This is a genomic window from Variovorax boronicumulans (genome assembly GCF_009811375.1).
Classification (GTDB): domain Bacteria; phylum Pseudomonadota; class Gammaproteobacteria; order Burkholderiales; family Burkholderiaceae_C; genus Variovorax; species Variovorax boronicumulans.
Genome location: NZ_BKDH01000001.1, coordinates 3,641,197 through 3,657,428 on the forward strand (window position 1 = coordinate 3,641,197; position 16,232 = coordinate 3,657,428).

Here is a 16,232-nt window from a genome sequence, read left to right on the forward strand (position 1 = left end):
AACAGCTATGAAGTACCTCCTGTGGCTGCTCAAGGCAGCCATTTTTTTTACGCTCTTCGCCTTCGCGCTGAACAACCAGCACGACGCGACCGTCTACTTCTTCTTCGGAACCCACTGGCGCGCGCCACTGGTGCTCGTCGTGCTCGCGGCCTTTGCCGGCGGGCTCGTGGTCGGCGCGCTGGGCATGCTGCCCGGCTGGTGGAAACACCGCGCCGCCGCGGCCCAGGTGCCTGCGGTTTCCGACGCCCCTTCGCCCGCACCGCTGGCCACTGCGACCGCCTCCGCGGCAACGCCGTCCATCTCCGCCACCGACCTTCCCGCCGTACGTCAACATGGACTTTGATCCCAGCTGGCTGCTGATCGGCCTGCCCGTCGCCTTCGTGCTGGGCTGGCTCGCATCGCGCTTCGACATCCGCCAGCTCAAGCTCGAGAACCGGCAGGCGCCCAAGGCCTACTTTCGCGGCCTGAACTTCCTGCTCAACGAGCAGCAGGACCAGGCCATCGACGCCTTCATCGAGGCCGTGCAGAACGACCCCGACACGCAAGAGCTGCACTTCGCGCTCGGCAACCTGTTCCGCCGCCGCGGCGAGTACCAGCGCGCGGTGCGCGTGCACGAGCACCTGCTGGGCCGCGGCGACCTGAGCCGTGCCGACCGCGAGCGCGCGCAGCACGCGCTGGCGCAAGACTTCCTGCGCGCTGGCCTGCTCGACCGCGCCGAGGCGGCGCTGCAGAAGCTCGAAGGCACGCGCTACGAGAACGAGGCCCGCCTCGCGCTGCTGGCGATCTACGAGCGCTCGCGCGAATGGGCGCAGGCCGCCGATGTGGCGCAGAAGCTCGACGAGTCCGACCAGGCCAGCTACAGCACGCGCCGCGCCCACCACCTGTGCGAGCAGGCCAACGAACACGTCGCGGCCGGCGACCTGCAGGGCGCCAGCGACCTGCTCACGCAGGCCCGCGCCCTGGCGCCGCAGGCACCGCGCCCGGCCATCGACACCGCCACCTTGCAACTGCGCAACGGCGAAGCCGCCGCGGCCTTCGACACGCTCGAAGGGCTCAGCGACACGGCGCCGCTGGCGCTGCCGCTGTATGCCGCGTCGCTGCAGAAGGCCGCCGTGGCCGCGCAGCGCGAAGGCGAGGCGCTGGCGCTGCTGCAGCGGCGCTATGCCGAGTCGCCATCGATCGACGTGCTCGAGGCGCTGATCGCGCTCGGCGGCACGCCGGCCCGCACGGCATCGGACACGCCCGCCGAAGAAGCACCCGCCCCCACGCCGCGCGACAGCTACATCGCCCACCTCGCGCACCAGCCCTCGCTCGTCGCGGCCTCGCGCTGGCTGGCCGGCGAGCGCTTCGAGCACGAGCAGTTCCACCCGCAGGTGCAACGCGCGCTCGACCAGGCGACCCGTCCGCTCATGCGCTACCGCTGTGCGGCCTGCGGCTTCGAGGCGCACCAGTACTTCTGGCACTGCCCTGGCTGCCAGGCCTGGGACAGCTACCCGCCGCGGCGCGTGGAAGAACTCTGACCACGGTTCGGAACAATCGTCACACGGGGCCCTGGGCCCCGTTTTCACGTCAACTGGTGCGTTCGCCCTCTCGTTGAGCCGAAGCCGATATTCCTGTCGGCATAGCCATACCAACGATTGAAGAGGGAGTTTTCACCATGTTCAAGAAAGTCATCGCCACGCTCGCCATGTGCTTCGCGGCCGTCTCGTTTGCCGCCGTCGACGCCAACAAGGGCAGCGCCGCCGACCTCGACGGCCTCAAGGGCGTCGGCCCGTCGCTGTCCAAGCGCATCCTCGACGCGCGCAAGGAAGGCGAGTTCAAGGACTGGCCCGACCTCATGCAGCGCGTGAAGGGCGTGAAGGAAAAGAGCGCGGCCAAGCTGTCGGCCGAGGGCCTGACGGTCAACGGCCAGAGCTTCAACGGCGCGGCGGCCCCGGCCAAGGCAAGCAAGGCCGGCAAGGTGGCCGAGGCGAAACCCGCCAAGCAGTGACGCCAACCTGAACCGAAGAAACCGCCCTCGAGGCGGTTTCTTCATGCCCGCGCCGGGTGCCGCATCGACACCACATGGCAGGGAAATGCCTCAGCGAATGGCCCGGAATTTGCACGTATGCTTTTCTTTCATTCAGCTTTGACTACATTCCGGAGCGCGTCCATGAATCACAAGTTCGGCATTGCCCTGGCGGGCCTCACCCTTGGCGCCGCCGCCTTCGCGCAAACCAAGTGGGACCTGCCCACCGCCTACCCCGCGACCAACTACCACACCGAGAACATCACGCAGTTCGCCAAGGACGTGGACGCGGCCACCGGCGGCAAGCTGAAGATCACGGTGCATGCCAACGCGTCGCTGTTCAAGGCGCCCGAGATCAAGCGCGCCGTGCAAAGCGGCCAGGCCCAGGCCGGCGAGATCCTGCTGGCCAACTACGCCAACGAGAACCCGATCTACGCGCTGGACGGCGTGCCCTTCCTGGCCACCACGTACCCCGAGGCCCGCAAACTCTACGACGCCTCCAAGCCCGCGATGGACAAGCTGCTCGCAGCCCAAGGCATCAAGGTGCTGTTCGTGGTGCCATGGGCGCCGCAGGGCATCTACACCAAGAAGGAGATCGGCTCGGTGGCCGACCTGCGCGGCATCAAGTGGCGCGCCTACAGCCCGGCCACCGCCAAGATCGCCGAGCTCATCGGCGCGCAGCCCGTGCAGATCCAGCAGGCCGAACTGAGCGCCGCCATGGCCACCGGCGTGATCGAGAGCTACATGAGCTCGGGCTCCACCGGCTACGACACCAAGACCTTCGAGCACATCAAGAACTTCTACGACACGCAGGCCTGGATTCCGAAGAACGCGATCCTCGTGAACGCCAAGGCCTTCGATGCACTCGACGCCGCCGGCAAGGCCGCCGTCACCAAGGCCGCAGCCGATGCCGAAGCACGCGGCTGGAAGGTCGCGCAGGAAAAGAACGACGAATACAAGCGCCTGCTGGCCGAGCGCGGCATGAAGATCCACAAGCCGTCGCCCAAGCTGGACACCGACATGCGCCAGGTCGGCGGCATCATGCAGGCCGACTGGCTCAAGGCGGCCGGTGCGGACGGTGCCGCCATCGTCGACGCCTACAAGAAGAAGTAAGCCGTGAGGCGCTTCCTCGACCGCCTGTACAACGGTGCCGGCGCGCTGGGCGCGTTCTGCGTGTTCCTGATCTTCGTGCTGATGATCGTGGCCGGCGTGGGCCGGCAGATGAACTGGCACGTGAGCGGGCTCAACGACGCGGTGGCCTGGCTGTGCGCGGCAGCGGCCTTCTTCGCGATGGCGCACGCCTTTCGCCACGGCGACTTCGTGCGGGTCACGTTGCTGCTCGACGCCGTGCCGCGGAAGGTGCGCCGCGTGCTCGACGTGGCCTGCCTGCTGGTCGCCGCCGTGTCGGTCGCCTACCTGACCTACTGGGCCACCAGCTTCACGTACGAGAGCTACGAGTTCAAGGAAATGGCCACGGGCCTGCTCGTGATCCCGATCTGGATTCCGCAGTCGAGCTTCGTGATCGGCTGCTGGCTGCTCTTGATCGCCATGGTCGACGAACTCGTCGGCGTGGTGCGCGGCGAGAAGCCCAGCTACCAGCGCGCCGTCGAGGAGCGCCACGCGGCGGGCGACTTCTCTTCCGACGTCTGACCGACAACGACAACAACAAAAGACACCGATGCTCGAAACCCTCCTGATGGGCGCGCTGCTGCTCGGCATCATGCTGTTGCTGCTCGCCGGCGGCGTCTGGATCGCCATGACCCTGGCCATCGTCGGCTGGGTTGGCCAGGCCTTCTTCACCAACACCCTGCCCGGCAAGAACCTGTTCTCGGCCTTCTGGGAAAGCAACGCGAGCTGGGAGCTGGCGGCGCTGCCCCTGTTCATCTGGATGGGCGAGATCCTGTTCCGCACCAAGCTCAGCGAGGAGATGTTCGAAGGCCTGCGGCCGTGGCTCAACCGCGTGCCCGGCCGGCTGATGCACACCACCATCCTCGGCTGCGGCGTGTTCGGCTCGGTCTCGGGCTCGTCGGCCGCCACCTGCGCCACCATCGCCAAGGTGGCGCTGCCCGAGCTCAAGCGCCGCGGCTACAACGAGAAGCTGGCCATCGGCTCGCTGGCCACGGCCGGCACGCTGGGCATCCTGATCCCGCCCTCAATCACCATGGTGGTGTACGCGGTGGCGGCCGACGCTTCCATCATCCGCATCTTCCTGGCCGGCTTCCTGCCGGGCTTCCTGCTGATGCTGCTGTTCTCGGGCTACATCGGCTGGTGGAGCCTGCGCCACCCCGACCAGGTGCCGCCGGCCGATCCGCCGACCACCTTCATGGAGAAGATCCGGCTGTCGGGCAACCTCATCCCGTGCGCGCTGCTGATCGTGTTCATCGTCTGGGTGCTGGTGGCCGGCTGGGCCACGGCCACCGAGTGCGCGGCCTTCGGCGTGCTGGGCTCGCTGGCCATCGCGGCCTACGGCAAGAGCCTGACCTGGCAGAACTTCAAGGACGGGATCATGGGCGCCACGCGCACCAGCTGCATGATCATGTTCATCCTGGCCGGGGCTGCGTTCCTGACCAAGACCATGGCCTTCACCGGCATCCCGCGCGAGCTGGCCGAATGGGTCGACAGCATGCACCTGTCGCCCTATGCGCTCATCGGCGCACTGGTGGTGGTGTACCTCGTGCTGGGCACGGCGCTGGACGGCATCTCGATGATCGTGCTGACCAGCGCGGTGGTGCTGCCGATGATCCAGAAGGCGGGCTTCGACCTGGTCTGGTTCGGCATCTTCGTGGTGCTGCTGGTCGAGATCGCCGAGGTCACGCCGCCGGTGGGCTTCAACCTGTTCGTGCTGCAGAACATGACGGGCAAGGACAGCAACGTGATCGCCAAGGCGGCGATTCCGTTCTTCTTCTGCCTCGTGCTGTGCATCGCGCTGATCACGCTGTTCCCGGGTATCGTCACGATCCTGCCCGACCTGGTGATGGGCAAGGAGAAATGACAGTGCGACGACGACAAGGGAACGGATGCCTCCTCTATTGCCGGTTCTAGCGATCTGCGTGGGCGCCTCGTGCGGCGCCCTCGCCCGCTGGGGCCTGGGCCTGTGGCTCAACACCGGCGGCCCCGTGCCCTATGGCACGCTGGCCGCCAACCTCGTCGGCGGCTACCTCGTCGGCGTGGCCGTGGCCGTCTTCCAGGCGCTGCCGCAGCTCGACCCGGTGTGGCGGCTGCTGCTCATCACCGGCTTTCTCGGCGGGCTCACGACCTTCTCGAGCTTCTCGGCCGAAGTGGTCGCGCTGCTGCTCGGCGGACGACCCTTGCTGGCGCTGGGCACCGGCCTGCTGCACCTGTGCGGCTCGCTGGTGCTGACCTGGCTGGGCATCCGCAGCGTGCAGCTCGTGCTGGCTGCGTGACAGCGACAAAACTGCCCGTGCTCCTGCGGTTATAGACAGGGGCTTCCCAGAGGGTCGGTCGATAGAATCGACCCCCGATGCCCCTCGCCCTTCTCGTCGCACTCCCCTTTCTTGCCAGCGTGCTGGCCGCGTTGATGCCGTCCAACGCGCGCAACCGGGAGTCGACCCTCGCAGGGCTCGTCGCATTGGGCTGCGCGATCCAGGTCGCCTGGCTCTTTCCGCAGATCGCGCACGGCAACGTGCTGCGCCAGGAGATCGAGTGGCTGCCGGCCCTCGGCCTGAACCTCGTGTTCCGCCTCGACGGCTTCGCATGGCTGTTCTGCATGCTGGTGCTGGGCATCGGCGCACTGGTGGTGCTCTATGCGCGCTACTACATGTCGGCCTCTGACCCGGTGCCGCGCTTCTTCTCGTTCTTCCTCGCGTTCATGGGCGCGATGATGGGCGTGGTGCTCTCGGGCAACCTGATCCAGATGGTGCTGTTCTGGGAGCTCACCAGCCTGTTCTCGTTCCTGCTCATCGGCTACTGGCACCACCGGCGCGACGCGCGGCGCGGCGCGCGCATGGCGCTCACCGTCACCGGCGCGGGCGGGCTGTGCCTCTTGGCCGGCGTGCTCGTGCTGGGCCGCATCGTCGGCAGCTACGAGCTCGACATCGTGCTGGCCTCGGGCGACATCATCCGCGCGCACGCGCTGTACCCGGTGGCGCTGGTGCTGATCCTGCTCGGCGCGTTCACCAAGAGCGCGCAGTTCCCGTTCCACTTCTGGCTGCCGCGCGCCATGGCCGCGCCCACGCCGGTGTCGGCCTACCTGCACTCGGCCACCATGGTGAAGCTGGGCGTGTTCCTGATGGCGCGCCTGTGGCCCGTGCTCTCGGGCACCGAGCAATGGTTCTGGATGGTGGGCGGCGCGGGTGCCATCACGCTGCTGCTGGGTGGCTTCGCGGCCATGTTCCAGCGCGACCTGAAGGCGCTGCTGGCCTACTCGACCATCTCGCACCTGGGCCTCATCACGCTGCTGCTGGGCTTGAACAGCCCGCTGGCGGCCGTTGCGGCGGTGTTCCATGTCATGAACCACGCGACCTTCAAGGCGTCGCTGTTCATGGCGGCCGGCATCATCGACCACGAGACCGGCACGCGCGACATCCGCAAGCTCAGCGGCCTGATGCGGCTCATGCCCATCACGGGCACGCTGGCCATCATCGCCAGCGCCTCGATGGCCGGCGTGCCGCTGCTCAACGGCTTTCTCTCGAAGGAGATGTTCTTCGCCGAGACCGTCTTCATCCAGGCCACGCCCTGGATCGACCTCAGCCTGCCAATCGTCGCCACCCTCGCGGGCATCTTCAGCGTGGCGTACTCGGCGCGCTTCGTGTTCGACGTGTTCTTCGGCCCGCCCTGCGGCCCCGACGTGCCCAAGCCGCCGCACGAGCCGCCGCACTGGATGCGCGTGCCGGTCGAGCTGCTGGTGCTGGTGTGCCTGGTGGTGGGCGTGGCGCCGGCCTGGTCGGTCGGCCCGATGCTCGCGGCCGCGGCCACGCCGGTGGTCGGCGGCACGCTGCCCGTCTACAGCCTGGCCGTGTGGCATGGTTTCAACCTGCCGCTGATGATGAGCTTCGTCGCACTGGCAGGCGGCGCCGTGCTCTACCTGCTGCTGCGCCGCCCGCTGGGCAGTGGCCGCCTGGAGCACACGCCGCTGCTGCACCGCTTCGACGGGCAGCTCATCTTCGAACACCTGATCGCGCTGCTGAGCGAAGCCGGCCGGCGCAGCCGCCGCCTCTTCGGCACGCGCCGCCTGCAGTGGCAGCTGCTGTGGCTGGTGGTGGTGGCCGTGGCGGGCGCCGCGGCCTCGCTGTGGACCACGCCGGCCGAGCGCGGGACGCGCGAGCTGCTGCCGTTCTCGCCGATGTTCGCGATGACCTGGCTCATCGGCTGCACCTGCGCCGTGGCCGCCGCGTGGCAGGCCAAGTTCCACCGGCTCGCGGCGCTGATGCTGGCCGCGGGCGCCGGGCTGGTCTCGTGCGTCACCTACATCTGGTTCTCGGCGCCCGACCTCGCGCTCACGCAGCTGGTGGTCGAAGCCGTGACCACGGTGCTCATCCTGCTGGGCCTGCGCTGGCTGCCGATGCGCAGCAAGGACGTGGTGCAGCCCGCGCGCATGCGGCTGCGCCCCTGGGGCCGGCGCGGGCGCGACCTGCTGGTGTCCACCATCGCCGGCTGCGGCATGGCGGCACTGGCCTGGGCGATGATGACGCGCACCTTCCCGCAGAGCATCTCGCCCTTCTTCCTCGAGCGCGCGCTCACCGAAGGCGGCGGCACCAACGTGGTCAACGTGATGCTGGTCGACTTCCGCGGCTTCGACACCTTCGGCGAGATCACGGTGCTGGGCATCGTGGCGCTCACCGTGTATGCGCTGCTGCGGCGCTTCCGCCCGGCCATCGAATCGATGGCGCTGCCCATTCAGCAGCGGCTGCAGGTCGACGACGGCAGCAGCGACCTGCTGAACCCGCGCCGCGCCACCGACTCCGCCATCGGCTACCTGATGGTGCCGGCCGTGCTGGTGCGCCTCGTGCTGCCGGTGGCCGTGCTGGTGTCGGTGTACTTCTTCATGCGCGGCCACAACGCGCCCGGCGGCGGCTTCGTCGCGGGGCTGGTGATGTCGGTCGCGCTGGTGCTGCAGTTCATCGTCTCGGGCACCGAGTGGGTCGAAGAACACCTGCGCATCTACCCGCGCCGCTGGATCGCCATCGGCCTGCTGTTCGCGCTGGCCACGGGCGGCGGCGCGATCGTGTTCGGCTACCCGTTCTTGACCACGCACACCGCGCACGTGCACGTGCCGCTGCTGGGCGACATGCACGTGCCCAGTGCCCTCTTCTTCGACATCGGCGTGTTCGCGCTGGTGCTCGGCGCCACCATGCTGATCCTGACCGCGCTGGCCCACCAGTCCATCCGAAGCCACCGCTGGGCCGACGAACAAGAAGAGAAAGAAGCGCAGGCTCGCGCCGCCGCCGAAGCCGAAGAAGCGGCCGCCGCCACCGGAGGGGCCCGCTGATGGAAATCGTGCTGGCCATCGCCATCGGCGTGCTCACGGGGTCGGGCGTGTACCTGCTGCTGCGCCCGCGCACCTTCCAGGTCATCATGGGCCTGACGCTCATCTCGTACGCGGTCAACCTGTTCATCTTCAGCATGGGTCGGCTCAAGGTCGACAGCGAGCCGGTGCTGGTCGAAGGCTTCAAGGCCACGCTGGCCAACACGGCCGACCCGATGCCGCAGGCGCTGGTGCTCACGGCGATCGTGATCGGCTTTGCGATGACCGCCCTGTTCCTCGTCGTGATGCTCGCCTCGCGCGGCCTGTCGGGCACCGACCACGTGGACGGTGAAGAGCGGGAGGCCGTGGAATGAACGACGTGCTTCACCTGCTCGACCGCTTCCTCGAGTTCAGCATGCCGCACCTGGTGGCGGTGCCCATCCTCGTGCCCATGCTCACGGCGGCGCTGATGCTGCTGATGAACGAGAACCACCGGCGCACCAAGTCCTTCCTCAGCGTGGTCTCGGGCCTGGTCGGCCTGCTGGCCGCGCTGGCGCTGCTGCGCTGGGTGAACGCGGCCGACACCGGCGGCGGCCCGGGCTCCATCGGCGTGTACCTGCCGGGCAACTGGCGCGCGCCCTTCGGCATCACGCTGGTGGCCGACCGGCTCTCGACCATGATGGTCGCGCTCACGGGCGTGGTGGCCTTCGCCGCCTCGATCTATTCCACTTCGCGCTGGGACCGCGCGGGCGTGCACTTTCATCCGCTGCTGCAGCTGCAGCTCATGGGCCTGAACGGCGCCTTCCTCACGGGCGACCTGTTCAACCTGTTCGTGTTCTTCGAGGTGATGCTGGCCGCCTCGTACGGCCTGCTGCTGCACGGCTCGGGCCGGCTGCGCGTGCGCGCCGGGCTGCACTACATCGCGATCAACCTCGCGGCCTCGTCGCTGTTCCTGATCGGCGCGGCCATCCTGTACGGCGTGACCGGCACGCTCAACATGGCCGACCTGGGCGCGCGCATCGCCGAGCTGGCGCCGGGCGACCGCGGCCTGGTGCACGCGGCTGCAGCCATCCTGGCCACCGCGTTCTTCGCCAAGGCGGGCGCGTGGCCGCTCAACTTCTGGCTGGTGCCGGCCTACAGCGCGGCCGTGTCGCCGGTGGGCGCGGTGTTTGCGCTCCTGACCAAGCTCGGCGTGTACACCGTGCTGCGCCTGTGGACCGTGCTGTTCGCGCCCGACACCGGCGCCTCGGCCGCCTTCGGGCAGGCTGCGCTGGTGGGCGTGGGGCTGGCGACGCTGTTCGTGGGCGCCATCGGCATCGTCGGCACGCAGCGGCTGTCGAACCTCGCGGGCTTCAGCGTGCTGGTGTCGGCGGGCACGCTGCTGGCCGCCGTGGGGCTGGGCGACCCCGCCGTGTGGGCGGGCGCGCTGTACTACATGCTGAGCTCGACGCTCGCGGTGGCGGCCTTCTTCCTGCTGATCGACATGATCGAGCGCTGGCGCAACGCGGGCATGAGCGTCGCGCCGCACGAAGCGGCGGGCAACGCGCCCTTCCTGGCCGAAGACCTGCGCGCGCTCGACGACGTGAACCTCGACGACGATGCCCAGGCGCTCTACGGCCGCGCCATCCCGGCGGGCGTGGCCTTCCTGGGCCTGAGCTTCATGCTGTGCACGCTGCTGCTGGCGGGCCTGCCGCCGCTGTCGGGCTTTGTCGGCAAGTTCGCGATGCTCTCGGGCCTGCTCGACGGCAGGGCCGTCACCACCGCCGGCTGGACCTTCCTCGGCCTGCTGATCGTTGCGGGCTTTCTCTCGCTGATCGCGCTGAGCCGCACCGGCATCCGCCACTTCTGGACCCAGCACCACCCCACCATGCCCTCGCTGCCCGCGCTCGAGGTGCTGCCGGTGGCCGCCCTGCTCGCAGCCTGCGTCGCGCTGACGGTCTGGGCCGAGCCCGTGATGCAGCACGCGCAAGCCACCGCGGGCGGCCTGCGCACGCCCACCGCGTACCGCGAGGCCGTGCTCGGCGCGAAGCAGAAGCCCAACCCGGTGCCCGCGAAGAAAGAGGAGGCCAAGCCATGAAGCGCTTGATGCCTTCCCCGCCGCTGTCGTTCGCGCTGTTCGTCATCTGGCTGCTGCTCAACCAGTCGCTCGAGGCGGCCACGCTGCTGTCGGCCGCGCTGCTCGCCATTGCCGTGCCGCTGATCACCAAGGGCCTGCGCCCCGCCACCGTGCGCATGCGCCGGCCCGGCGTGGCGCTGCGGCTGTCGTTCCTCGTCACCTTCGACATGCTGAAGTCGGCGTACGACGTGGCGCGGCTGCTGCTCACGCGCCGCACCGCCGACATCTCGGCGCGCTTCGTGCAGATTCCGCTGGACATGCGCGACCCCAACGGCCTCGCCGTGCTCGCGATGATCATGTGCCTCACGCCCGGCACGGCCTGGGGCGAGGTGTCGTTCGACCGCACCACGCTGCTGATCCACGTGTTCGACCTCGAGGACGAGGCGGCCTTCATCGCCCTGATCAAGACCCGCTACGAACGTCCGCTGATGGAGATTTTCGAATCATGACGCCTGTTCTCTTCTGGGCCCTGAAGGCCGCGCTCTTCCTGCTGGCCGTGGCGATGCTGTGCGCGCTCTTTCGCCTGCTGGCCGGCCCGTCCGCGCAGGACCGCGTGATGGCGCTCGACTGCCTCTACATCAACGGCATGCTGATGATGCTGGTGCTGGGCATCAACTACGCGAGCAGCGTGTACTTCGAGGCGGCGATGCTGGTGGCGCTGTTCGGCTTCGTGGGATCGACCTCGATCGCCAAGTTCTTGCTGCGCGGGGAGGTCATCGAATGAGCGCCACCGCACTTCCCCTGTGGGCGGAGATCATCACCGCCGTGTTCGCGGTGCTCGGCGCGGCCTTCGCGGCCATCGGCTCCTTCGGCCTGGTGCGCATGCCCACCTTCTTCCGCCGCATCCATGCGCCCACGCTGGGCGCCACGGTGGGCGCCTGGTGCCTGACGGTGGCCACCATCGCCTACTTCTCGGTGCAGGGCTTCAGCCTGTTCCTGCACGCGGTGCTGATCGTGCTGTTCATCGTGCTGACGGCGCCGATCACCACCATCTTCCTGATGCGTGCCGCCCTCTTCCGTGAACGGCAGAAGGGCAACACGAAGGTGCCGCCCTCCTCCGAGTCGCGCTGAAGCGGCTTCTTCCAATCAGTTGGGCGCCATGCGCACGCCCTTGTCGAGGAACTCGTTGGTGAAGAGCGTCGCGGGGTCGTAGGCCTTGTCGATGCCGATCAGCGAAGACACGAGCTCGTAGTCGGCCTTCACGCGCGCACCGTCGAAGGCGCCGAGCGCCACCTTGGTGGTGGTGTCGTCGCGCATCAACTGCTTGATGCGATTCCACTGGTCGCGCTGGTTGTCGGGCGTGAGGCCGCTCACGCTGGCCTGCAGCGCCTGCAGGCAGGGCTCGAAGCTCTTCACGCAGGCGTCGTAGGCACGCTGCGTCACGGCGACGAACTTCTTCACCTGGCCCGGGTTCTTCGCGAGGTAGGGGCCGTTCACGATCAGCGAGTTGCCGTACACGTTCACGCCCGCATCGCGCCACGGCTGAAAGCCCAAGTCGGCGCCGAACTCGCGCGCCTTCAGGTCGTGCTCGTTGTAGAAGTCGCTGATGATGTCGACCGACTTGCTCTTCAGCGCCGCCACCTTGGCCTGCGGGCTCACGTTGACGAAGGTCACGCTGGCCGGGTCGAGCCCCACCTTCTTGGCGAAGGCCGGCCACATGAGGCGCGCGGCGTCGCCGGGCGGGTTGCCGATCTTGCGGCCCGCGAAGTCCTTGGGCCCGTTGATGCCCGACGACTTGAGCCAGTAGAAGCCCTGCGGGCTGTTGGCGTAGATGACCATCACGGCCTTCACGTCGGCGCCCTTGCCCTTGGCCTGGATCGTGGTGGGCAGGTCGGAAATGCCCAGGTCGCTGCCGCCGGTGCCCACGCGCTGCGCCGACACGGCCGAGCCCTTGCCGGCCTCGATGTTCAGGTCGATGCCCGCCTCGGTGTACCAGCCCTTGGCCTTCGCGAAATAGATCGGCGCATGATCGGCCGTGGGTGTCCAGTTGAGCATCAGGCTCATGGCATCGGCCGCGAACGCGGCAGGGGCCGAGGCCATGAGCAAGGCGGTGGCGCCGGCGGCCGACAACAGCTTTTTCATGCGGAACACTCCAAAAGAAGGTAAAAACAGGTCCTGAAATTCATATTACCAACTGTTTGGTTGACAGGCAATCCAGATCATCCAGACTGCGTTGCCCCTGCCGGGAGAATCAAGAACACCATGACCGCTACCAAGCCCGCGAGCCCCGCCACCCCCGCCCGCACCGCCGTCGCCACGAAACGCGAGCGCGATCCCGTCGCCGCCAAGCAGGCCCTCATCGCCGCCGCAGTGGCCGAGTTCGCCACCAAGGGCTTCGCGGGCGCGCGCGTCGACGAGATCGCCGCCAACGCCGGCGTCAACAAGCAGCTCGTGTACCACTACTTCGACAGCAAGCAGGGGCTGTACCTGGTCGCGCTCGAATCGGTCTACGCCGAGATCCGCGAGAAGGAACAGAAGCTCACGCTCGACGCACTCGAGCCGCTCGAAGCCATGAAGCAGCTGGTGGCCTTCTCGTTCGACTACCTGGCCGAGCACCCCGAGTTCATCGCGCTGCTGGCCGACGAGAACCGCAACCACGGCGCGCACCTGCGCGAGTCGGAGCGGCTGCAGAAGATGCACTCACCCTTCATCGAGATGCTGGAGGCCACGCTCGAGCGCGGCGTGGCGGCCGGCGTGTTCCGGCCCGACTTCGATGCGATCAATCTCTACATCTCGATCGCCGGCATCTCGTATTTCTTCTTCTCCAACAACCACACGCTGTCGGCCATCTTCGGCAAGCCGCTCGATGCGCGCGGCGCGCTGCTGCAGCGGCGCCGGCACGTGATCGAGTTCGCGCTCAACGCCTTGCGGCCCGACAAGGCCGCCGCATGAAAATTATCAACTAGTTGGTTGACTCGGGTCGTGGCGACTCCTATGATTCGCCGCATTGCTTCCTAGACCCAGGAATTGAGATGACGGCACCTGATGGCGCTCTGGCGCCCCCCGCTCCTGCGCCCTTGTCGGGCGAGCGCCCCGAATGGCAGCGCTGGGCCCTCGTGGTCGCGGTGCATCTGGCGGGCATCGCGCTGTGGGAGCTCGCGGTGCGGATCTTCGCGATCCAGCCCTTCATCCTGCCGGCGCCCTCGAAGGTGCTGGCCACCCTGGCCAATCCGAACTACAGCTGGCTCAAGAACACCGGCGTCACCGCGCTCGAAGTGTTCGGCGGCTACGCGCTGGGCCTGGTGCTCGGCATTCTTTGCGCGCTGCTCTTCATCACCAGCAAGCGGCTGATGCTGCTGGTGTTCCCGCTGCTGGTCACGCTCAACATGATTCCGAAAGTGGCGATGGGGCCGCTGGTGATCGTGTGGTTCAGCTACGGCATCGGGCCGAACATCCTCATCACGTTCAGCCTGTGCTTCTTCCCCATCTTGCTGACCACCATCCGCGGCCTGAACGAGACCGAGCCCGAGCTGCTCGACCTCGTGCACGCGCTCAAGGGCTCGCGCTGGCAGCTGTTCCGCTACATCCAGCTGCCGGGTTCGCTGCCGTACGTGTTCTCGGGCATGAAGGTCGCCACCATCCTCGCCGTGGCGGGCGCGGTGGTGGGCGAGTTCATCGCCTCGGAACGCGGCCTGGGCTATCTGATGATCCAGGTCCAGGCCTCGCTGGACACGCCCGCGGTCTTCATGGCCGTGCTGCTCATCACGGGCCTGGGCGTGCTGCTCTATCTGCTGGTGCTTCTGCTGGAGCGCCTCTTCATCACCCAGGACGCAAGAATCCAATGACCTCCACGCCTGTCCTCGACGACCTGCCCTTTCCCGAGCGCTTCGAGAGCGAAGCCGCGCTTGAAGACTACCTGGCCACGCCCTCGCGCGACCTCGTGCGCGACATGGCCCGCCTCGATGGCGACCTGATGATCCTCGGCGTGGGCGGCAAGATGGGCCCCACGCTGGCCCGCCTTGCGAAGAACGCCATGCCCGGGCGTCGCGTGATCGCCGTCGCTCGCTTCAGCGAGGCCGGCGTGCGCGAGGCTCTCGAAGCGCACGGCATCGAGACCATCGCCTGCGACCTGCTCGACCGCGCCGCCATCGCCGCGCTGCCGCCGTGCGCCAACGTGGTCTTCATGGCCGGGCGCAAGTTCGGCGCCGACGCCGACAACCCGCTGACCTGGGCCATGAACGCGCACGTGCCGGCGCTGGTGGCCGAGCACTTCCACGCCTCGCGCATCGTCGCCTTCTCGACCGCCTGCGTGTACCCCTTCGTGCCCGTGACCAGCCAGGGCGCGAGCGAGAGCGACGCGCCCAACCCGCCCGGCGAATACGCCAACTCGTGCGTGGGCCGCGAGCGCATGTTCGAGTACTTCTCGCAGCGCCACGGCACACCGGGCCGCCTGTTCCGCCTGAGCTACGCCATCGACCTGCGCTACGGCGTGCTGGCCGACGTGGCGCTCAAGGTGTGGCGCGGCGAGCCGGTCGACGTGACCATGGGCCACGTCAACGTGATCTGGCAGGGCGACGCGAACGCGCAGGCGCTGCGCTGCCTCGCGGCGGCCACGGTGCCGACCTCGCCGCTGAACGTGAGCGGGCCCGAGACCACGTCGATCCGCTGGCTCGCGGAAGAGTTCGCGCGCCAGTTCGACAAGCCCGTGACGATCAGCGGGCAAGAGGCCCCGACCGCGTGGCTGATGAACACCGGCGAAGCCGAGCGCCTGTTCGGCTACCCGCGCGTGCCGCTGGCGCAGCAGATCCGTTGGGTGGCTGACTGGATCTCGCGCGAGCAGCGTCAGTACGGCAAACCGACCAAATTCGAATCGCGCGACGGTAAGTACTGAGCCCATGACCATGCCCGCCGTCGAAGCCCTGTCGTCGATCACGCCCGGCATCGCCCCGATGCTCGACGCGCTGGTTGCCGCGAGCGGCTGGAACCAGACCGCGCACGACTGGCGGCTGTTCGAGCGGCTCGGCACGGTGCATGGCGTGCGTGACGGCGAAGGCCTACTCATCGCCAGCGGCGCGGTGCTGCCGATGGACGGCGTGGCCTGGATCAGCATGATCCTCGTGATGCCCGCCGCGCGCGGACAAGGCCTGGGCCGCGCGGTGTTCGCGCGCTGCCTTGAGCAAGCGAAGGCCGCCGGCCTCGTCGCCATGCTCGACGCCACGCCGCAGGGCGAGCCGCTCTATGCGAGCTTCGGCTTCACGCCGCTGTGGCGGCTCACGCGCTGGCAGCGCGAGGCCGCGCCCGCCACTGCATCGCTCGCCACCGACAAGCCGGCCCTCGACAACCTGGCGGCACTCGACGCGCAGGCGCTGGGCTTCGCGCGCCCCACCGTGCTCGCTGACCTGCTCGGCCGCGAGGACAGCCGCTGCGTGCGCAACGGCCTGGGCTTCGGCCTCGTGCGCGCGGGCCGCACCGCGCACCACATCGGGCCGCTGCTGTCGTCCGACGAAGCCGTCGCCGCCGCGCTGCTGACGCAGGCCGCACGCGGCCTCGACGGCCGCATCTACATCGACGTGCCCGACGACCGCAAGGCCATGACCGCCGCATTGCGCGCTGCCGGCTTCACACCGCAGCGCAGCTTCGCACGCATGGCGCTGGCCACGCGCGAGGGCGCGCAGCCGCCCACCGGACACCCCGCCTTCATCCACGCCATCGCCGGCCCCGAGTTCGCCTGAGGACCTTCGCCC

The 16,232-nt window shown here is 68.4% G+C and carries 18 protein-coding genes; 17 read left to right on the top strand and 1 reads right to left on the bottom strand.

Annotated elements, in window-relative coordinates; genetic code table 11:
- Positions 1–7: 7 nt before the first annotated feature.
- From VHAB30_RS16710 to mnhG, 13 genes are all read left to right on the top strand, one after another.
- Positions 8–343: a LapA family protein gene (locus VHAB30_RS16710; RefSeq protein ID WP_159277831.1), complete on the top strand. Its 336-nt coding sequence runs from the start codon at positions 8–10 to the stop codon at positions 341–343.
- Positions 333–1,520 carry a lipopolysaccharide assembly protein LapB gene (gene lapB / locus VHAB30_RS16715; RefSeq protein WP_159277833.1) on the top strand — a complete coding sequence of 396 codons (1,188 nt, stop codon included), beginning with the start codon at positions 333–335 and terminating at the stop codon, positions 1,518–1,520. The genes VHAB30_RS16710 and lapB overlap by 11 nt, the downstream gene beginning before the upstream one ends.
- Before the next feature lie 137 nt (positions 1,521–1,657).
- The gene (locus tag VHAB30_RS16720) at positions 1,658–1,990 is read left to right on the top strand and encodes a ComEA family DNA-binding protein (RefSeq protein WP_159277835.1); all 333 of its coding nucleotides are present in this window, start codon (positions 1,658–1,660) and stop codon (positions 1,988–1,990) included.
- A 162-nt stretch (positions 1,991–2,152) separates the two neighbouring features.
- Positions 2,153–3,121, top strand: a complete 969-nt coding sequence (locus VHAB30_RS16725; protein ID WP_062468673.1) for a TRAP transporter substrate-binding protein — start codon at positions 2,153–2,155, stop codon at positions 3,119–3,121.
- Between the two features lie 3 nt (positions 3,122–3,124).
- Positions 3,125–3,658, top strand: a complete 534-nt coding sequence (locus tag VHAB30_RS16730; RefSeq protein ID WP_159277838.1) for a TRAP transporter small permease — start codon at positions 3,125–3,127, stop codon at positions 3,656–3,658.
- Between the two features lie 28 nt (positions 3,659–3,686).
- On the top strand, positions 3,687–5,000 hold the full coding sequence (locus tag VHAB30_RS16735; RefSeq protein ID WP_174250226.1) for a TRAP transporter large permease: 1,314 nt from the start codon (positions 3,687–3,689) through the stop codon (positions 4,998–5,000).
- 25 nt (positions 5,001–5,025) lie between these two features.
- Positions 5,026–5,412 (top strand): fluoride efflux transporter CrcB, encoded by a 387-nt coding sequence (crcB, locus tag VHAB30_RS16740; protein ID WP_070063999.1) that lies wholly within the window; start codon positions 5,026–5,028, stop codon positions 5,410–5,412.
- Between the two features lie 77 nt (positions 5,413–5,489).
- Positions 5,490–8,456, top strand: coding sequence for a monovalent cation/H+ antiporter subunit A (locus VHAB30_RS16745; protein ID WP_159277839.1), 2,967 nt, complete (start codon positions 5,490–5,492; stop codon positions 8,454–8,456).
- Positions 8,456–8,806 carry a Na+/H+ antiporter subunit C gene (locus tag VHAB30_RS16750; protein WP_056582686.1) on the top strand — a complete coding sequence of 117 codons (351 nt, stop codon included), beginning with the start codon at positions 8,456–8,458 and terminating at the stop codon, positions 8,804–8,806. The genes VHAB30_RS16745 and VHAB30_RS16750 overlap by 1 nt, the downstream gene beginning before the upstream one ends.
- Positions 8,803–10,509: a monovalent cation/H+ antiporter subunit D gene (locus tag VHAB30_RS16755; RefSeq protein ID WP_159277842.1), complete on the top strand. Its 1,707-nt coding sequence runs from the start codon at positions 8,803–8,805 to the stop codon at positions 10,507–10,509. The genes VHAB30_RS16750 and VHAB30_RS16755 overlap by 4 nt, the downstream gene beginning before the upstream one ends.
- Complete coding sequence (locus VHAB30_RS16760) at positions 10,506–10,997, top strand: Na+/H+ antiporter subunit E (protein ID WP_062468688.1); 492 nt, start codon at positions 10,506–10,508, stop codon at positions 10,995–10,997. Before VHAB30_RS16755 ends, VHAB30_RS16760 begins: the two co-directional genes overlap by 4 nt.
- A complete protein-coding gene (locus tag VHAB30_RS16765) occupies positions 10,994–11,272 on the top strand; it encodes a K+/H+ antiporter subunit F (protein WP_062468691.1) in 279 nt (92 codons plus the stop codon). The genes VHAB30_RS16760 and VHAB30_RS16765 overlap by 4 nt, the downstream gene beginning before the upstream one ends.
- Entirely contained in the window at positions 11,269–11,619 is a 351-nt protein-coding gene (gene mnhG, locus VHAB30_RS16770; protein ID WP_062468694.1) for a monovalent cation/H(+) antiporter subunit G, read from the top strand. Before VHAB30_RS16765 ends, mnhG begins: the two co-directional genes overlap by 4 nt.
- 15 nt (positions 11,620–11,634) lie before the next feature.
- Here mnhG and VHAB30_RS16775 read toward each other — a convergent pair whose 3' ends face one another.
- A complete protein-coding gene (locus VHAB30_RS16775; RefSeq protein WP_167394993.1) occupies positions 11,635–12,630 on the bottom strand; it encodes an ABC transporter substrate-binding protein in 996 nt (331 codons plus the stop codon).
- A 120-nt stretch (positions 12,631–12,750) separates the two neighbouring features.
- Between VHAB30_RS16775 and VHAB30_RS16780 the strand changes: the two genes are divergently transcribed.
- The 4 genes from VHAB30_RS16780 to VHAB30_RS16795 all read left to right on the top strand — a co-directional run bounded on the left by VHAB30_RS16780 (position 12,751) and on the right by VHAB30_RS16795 (position 16,220).
- The gene (locus tag VHAB30_RS16780) at positions 12,751–13,440 is read left to right on the top strand and encodes a TetR family transcriptional regulator (RefSeq protein ID WP_159277844.1); all 690 of its coding nucleotides are present in this window, start codon (positions 12,751–12,753) and stop codon (positions 13,438–13,440) included.
- A gap of 80 nt (positions 13,441–13,520) precedes the next feature.
- Complete coding sequence (locus VHAB30_RS16785; RefSeq protein WP_159277846.1) at positions 13,521–14,333, top strand: ABC transporter permease; 813 nt, start codon at positions 13,521–13,523, stop codon at positions 14,331–14,333.
- Positions 14,330–15,379 (top strand): NAD-dependent epimerase/dehydratase family protein, encoded by a 1,050-nt coding sequence (locus VHAB30_RS16790; protein ID WP_159277848.1) that lies wholly within the window; start codon positions 14,330–14,332, stop codon positions 15,377–15,379. The genes VHAB30_RS16785 and VHAB30_RS16790 overlap by 4 nt, the downstream gene beginning before the upstream one ends.
- A 4-nt stretch (positions 15,380–15,383) precedes the next feature.
- Positions 15,384–16,220, top strand: a complete 837-nt coding sequence (locus VHAB30_RS16795; RefSeq protein WP_159277851.1) for a GNAT family N-acetyltransferase — start codon at positions 15,384–15,386, stop codon at positions 16,218–16,220.
- Positions 16,221–16,232 lie beyond the last annotated feature (12 nt).

Coding starts and splice junctions, on each gene's coding strand:
- VHAB30_RS16760 (WP_062468688.1), top strand. CDS start 10,506: ATGAAGCGCTTGATGCCTTCCCCGCCGCTGTCGTTCGCGCTGTTCGTC.
- VHAB30_RS16725 (WP_062468673.1), top strand. CDS start 2,153: ATGAATCACAAGTTCGGCATTGCCCTGGCGGGCCTCACCCTTGGCGCC.
- mnhG (WP_062468694.1), top strand. CDS start 11,269: ATGAGCGCCACCGCACTTCCCCTGTGGGCGGAGATCATCACCGCCGTG.
- VHAB30_RS16775 (WP_167394993.1), bottom strand. CDS start 12,630: ATGAAAAAGCTGTTGTCGGCCGCCGGCGCCACCGCCTTGCTCATGGCC.
- VHAB30_RS16745 (WP_159277839.1), top strand. CDS start 5,490: ATGCCCCTCGCCCTTCTCGTCGCACTCCCCTTTCTTGCCAGCGTGCTG.
- VHAB30_RS16785 (WP_159277846.1), top strand. CDS start 13,521: ATGACGGCACCTGATGGCGCTCTGGCGCCCCCCGCTCCTGCGCCCTTG.
- VHAB30_RS16790 (WP_159277848.1), top strand. CDS start 14,330: ATGACCTCCACGCCTGTCCTCGACGACCTGCCCTTTCCCGAGCGCTTC.
- VHAB30_RS16765 (WP_062468691.1), top strand. CDS start 10,994: ATGACGCCTGTTCTCTTCTGGGCCCTGAAGGCCGCGCTCTTCCTGCTG.
- VHAB30_RS16795 (WP_159277851.1), top strand. CDS start 15,384: ATGACCATGCCCGCCGTCGAAGCCCTGTCGTCGATCACGCCCGGCATC.
- VHAB30_RS16710 (WP_159277831.1), top strand. CDS start 8: ATGAAGTACCTCCTGTGGCTGCTCAAGGCAGCCATTTTTTTTACGCTC.
- VHAB30_RS16720 (WP_159277835.1), top strand. CDS start 1,658: ATGTTCAAGAAAGTCATCGCCACGCTCGCCATGTGCTTCGCGGCCGTC.
- VHAB30_RS16780 (WP_159277844.1), top strand. CDS start 12,751: ATGACCGCTACCAAGCCCGCGAGCCCCGCCACCCCCGCCCGCACCGCC.
- lapB (WP_159277833.1), top strand. CDS start 333: ATGGACTTTGATCCCAGCTGGCTGCTGATCGGCCTGCCCGTCGCCTTC.
- VHAB30_RS16755 (WP_159277842.1), top strand. CDS start 8,803: ATGAACGACGTGCTTCACCTGCTCGACCGCTTCCTCGAGTTCAGCATG.
- VHAB30_RS16750 (WP_056582686.1), top strand. CDS start 8,456: ATGGAAATCGTGCTGGCCATCGCCATCGGCGTGCTCACGGGGTCGGGC.
- VHAB30_RS16735 (WP_174250226.1), top strand. CDS start 3,687: ATGCTCGAAACCCTCCTGATGGGCGCGCTGCTGCTCGGCATCATGCTG.
- crcB (WP_070063999.1), top strand. CDS start 5,026: ATGCCTCCTCTATTGCCGGTTCTAGCGATCTGCGTGGGCGCCTCGTGC.